At 76.6% G+C, this 4016-nt stretch carries 1 protein-coding gene; it reads left to right on the top strand.

From position 1 onward, the window contains the following. Nucleotides 1-4016 (top strand): condensation domain-containing protein (locus tag LG632_RS29675; protein ID WP_264202410.1); only part of this gene is annotated, 4016 nt, incomplete at both ends.

The following is a 4016-nucleotide window of genomic DNA, read 5'->3' as shown; positions in this document are numbered from 1 at the left end:
GGTCGCCTACGTGGTCCCGGCCGCCGGCCGGACCGCCCCCGACGCGGCCGCGCTGCGCGAGCACGCCGGTGGGACCCTGCCCGACTACATGGTGCCCGCCGCGTTCGTCGCCCTGGACGCCCTGCCGCTGACCGCCAACGGCAAGCTGGACCGCAAGGCCCTGCCCGCCCCCGAGGTCACCGTCACCGCGGACCCCGGCGCCACGCCGCGCACCGCCACCGAGGAGCAGCTGTGCGCGCTCTTCGCGCAGGTGCTCGGCCTGCCGCAGGTCGGCGTCGAGGACAACCTCTTCGACCTGGGCGGCGACAGCATCGTCTCCATCCAGCTCGTCTCCCGCGCCCGCGCCGCCGGGCTGCGCATCAGCACCCGTGACGTCTTCAAGCACCGCACCCCCGCCGCCCTCGCCCGGGTGGCGGAGGCCGCCGCCGAGCAGGCGCCCGCCGCACCCGCCGAGGACGAGCCCGCCGGGGCGCTGCCCCTGACCCCGATCGCCGCATGGCTCGCCGAGCGCGGCGGCTCGCCCGACCGCTACCACCAGGCCACGCTGCTCCAGGTCCCGGCGGCTCTGACCGAGGACCACCTGGTGGCCGCCGTACGCACCCTGATGGAGCGCCACGCCGCCCTGCGGATGCGGCTGCTGTCCACCCAGGACGCGCCGTTCGCGCTGGAGACCGCCCCCGCCGGCGACGCCGCGGCGCTCGCCCGCGACGCCGTGCACCGCGTCGACGTCACCGGCGCCGACGACGCCGCCCTGGCCGCGGCCGTCGCCCGGCACACCGACGAGGCCGTGGCCCACCTCGCCCCCCGCGCGGGCCGCATGCTGCGCGCCGTCTGGTACGACGCCGGACCGGACCGTCCCGGACGGCTCCTGCTCGTCGCCCACCACCTGGTGGTCGACGGAGTCTCCTGGAGCATCCTCCTGCCCGACCTCGCCGAGGCCCACGGGGCCGCCGCGCAGGGCCGTACGCCCGCGCCGGCCGTCCCCGGCACCTCGCTGCGCACCTGGGCCCGTGAGCTCACCCGCCTGGCGGCCACGCCCGAGCGCACCGGTGAACTGCCGTACTGGCAGGACGTGCTGTCCGCCGTCGAGCCGCGCGTGGGCACCCGGCCGCTGGACCCCGCCGTGGACACCGCCGCCACCGAACGCTCGCTCTCCCTGACGCTGCCCGCCCCGGTCACCGAGGCGCTGCTGACCACCGCGCCCGCCGTCTTCCACGCCCGGGTGCACGAGCTGCTGCTCGCCGCCCTGGTGGGCGCCGTACGGCGGTGGCGCGAGGCGCGCGGCGCGGCCGCGGCCGACGTCCTGGTCGACGTCGAGGGCCACGGGCGCGAGGACGTGCTGCCCGGCGCCGACGTGTCCCGCACGGTGGGCTGGTTCACCAGCGTGTACCCGGTGCGCTTCACCGGGGGCGCCGAGGAGGACCCGCAGGAGCTCCTCACCCAGGTCAAGGAGACGCTCCGCGCCGTCCCGGACAACGGCATCGGGTACGGCCTGCTGCGGTACACCAACCCCGGGACCCGACCAGCCCTGGCCGCTCTGCCCACCCCGCAGATCGCCTTCAACTACCTCGGCCGGCTCGCAGGCCCCGGCCGCGGCGACTGGACGACCGCGCCCGGCGCGGCGCCGCTCTCCGGCGGCTACGACCCGAGCATGCCGCTCGCCCACGCCGTCGAGCTCAACACCTACACCGAGGACGGCCCCGACGGGCCCACGCTGACCGCCGTGTGGAACCGGGCCGGCGAACTCCTCGGCGAGACCGAGGCCCGCCACCTCGCGGACCTGTGGTTCCAGGAGCTGCGCCGCCTCGCCGACCGCGCCGGCCAGCCCGGCGCCGGCCGGTTCAGCCCCTCCGACCTGCCGCTGGTCACCCTGGACCAGCAGCAGATCGACCGGCTCACCGCCCTGCACCCCGGTGCGGTCGACATCCTGCCCGTGGCCCCCCTCCAGCAGGGCCTGCTCTTCCACGCCCTGTTCGACGACGCGGGCCCGGACGTCTACACGGTCCAGTTCCTGTTCGACCTCCAAGGCCCCCTGGACGCCGACGCCCTGCGCGCGGCGGCCGGGTCCCTGCTCGACCGGCACCCCAACCTCCGCGCCGGCTTCCACCACCAGGACCTCCCGCACCCCGTGCAGGTGATCCCCGGTACCACCGCCCCCGGCTGGGCCGAGCACGACCTGTCCGCGCTGAGCGGCGCCGAGCAGCAGGCCGAGCTGACCCGCATCCAGGAGACCGAGCGGCGGACCCGGTTCGACCTCCAGTCCCCGCCGCTGCTGCGCTTCACCCTCGTCGCCCTCGGCGACGACCGGCACCGGCTCGTCTTCACCCACCACCACCTGCTGCTCGACGGCTGGTCCATGCCGCTGTACGTGGCCGAACTGCTGGCCCTGTACGCCGGCCGCGCCCTGCCCGCCGCCACCCCGTACCGCGACTACCTGGCCTGGCTGACCGAGCAGGACGCCCCGGCCGCCGAGGACGCCTGGCGGCAGGCCTTCGCGGGCGTCGAGGAGCCCACGCTGCTCGCCGGCACCGGCCTGGACACCAGCACCCCGGTCGCCCCCGACCAGCTCCTGTACGACCTGCCCGCCGACCTCACCGCGGCGGTCACCGCGACCGCGCGCCGGCACGGACTCACCCTCGCCACCGTGGTCCAGGGCGCCTGGGCGCTGCTGCTGGGCGCCCTGACCGGCCGGGACGACGTCGTCTTCGGCGGCACCGTCTCCGGCCGCCCGCCGGAGGTCCCGGGCATCGAATCCATGGTCGGCCTGTTCATCAACACCCTCCCGGTCCGGGTCACCCTCGACCCCGCCGAGAGCGCCGCGGCGCTGCTCGCCCGGGTCCAGGACGAGCAGTCCCGGCTGCTGCCGCACCAGCACCTGGGCCTCGCCGACGTCCAGCGCCTCGCCGGCATCGGCGAGCTCTTCGACACCATCACGGTCCTGGAGAACTATCCGCTGGACCCGGCCCGGCTCTCCGAGCCCGGCCTCGCGGTCACCGGCATCGACGGCCGGGACGCCACCCACTACCCGCTGAGCCTGGCCGTGATGCCGGGCGAGCGCCTCCACCTGCGCCTCAACTACCGTCCCGACGCCTTCACCGCGGACGCCGTGGACCGCATCGTCCGCCGTTTCGAGGCCGTGCTCCGCTTCCTCGCCGACCGCGCGCAGGAGCCCGTCGGGCGCCTGACGGTGCTCCTGGACGAGGAGCGGGGCCGGCTGGAGGCCGCGGGCCTGCCCGGCACCGCCCCGCAGCCGCAGGACTTCACCTCCCTGTTCACCCGGCAGGTGACCGCCTCCCCGGACGCCCCCGCGCTGCGCTTCGGCACCACGGACCTGACGTACCGGGAACTGGACGAGCGGGCCGCCGCGCTGGCCGGCCGGCTGGCCGCCGCCGGGGCGGGCCCCGAGCGGATCGTGGCCGTCGCCCTGCCGCGCTCGCCGGAGCTCGTGGTCACGGTCCTCGCCGTCCTGCGCACCGGCGCCGCCTACCTGCCGGTCGACCCCGCCTACCCGGCCGAGCGCATCGCCTACATGCTCGACGACGCCCGCCCCGCGCTGGTCGTCACCACCGGTGAGCTCGCGGCCACCCTGCCGGGCACGGCGCCGACGTACCTCGTGGACGGGGAGCAGCAGTCCGCCGCGGCCCCCCTGACCCCGTCCGCCGCCGTGCGCCCGCAGACCCCGGCGTACGTGATCTACACCTCGGGTTCGACGGGGCGTCCCAAGGGCGTCGTGGTCACCCACGCCGGTGTGGCGAGCCTGGTGGCCTCGCAGGTGGAGCGCTTCGAGGTGGGCCCGGGCTGCCGGGTGCTGCAGTTCGCGTCGCCGAGCTTCGACGCGGCGTTCTGGGAGCTGGTCATGGGCCTGCTCACCGGCGCCACCCTCGTCGCCGGCAGCCCCGAGGAACTGACGCCCGGACCGGCGCTCGCCGCCTTCACCGCGCGCCACGGCATCACCCACGCCACCCTCCCGCCGGTCGTCCTCGGCGCCGCCGCCCCCGGCGACCTCGCCTCGCTGA

The organism is Streptomyces antimicrobicus, assembly GCF_020532625.1.
GTDB classification, from domain to species: Bacteria; Actinomycetota; Actinomycetes; order Streptomycetales; family Streptomycetaceae; genus Streptomyces; species Streptomyces antimicrobicus.
Note: the sequence above shows the minus strand (reverse complement) of the source record. Positions and strands in the feature narration are given on the sequence as shown.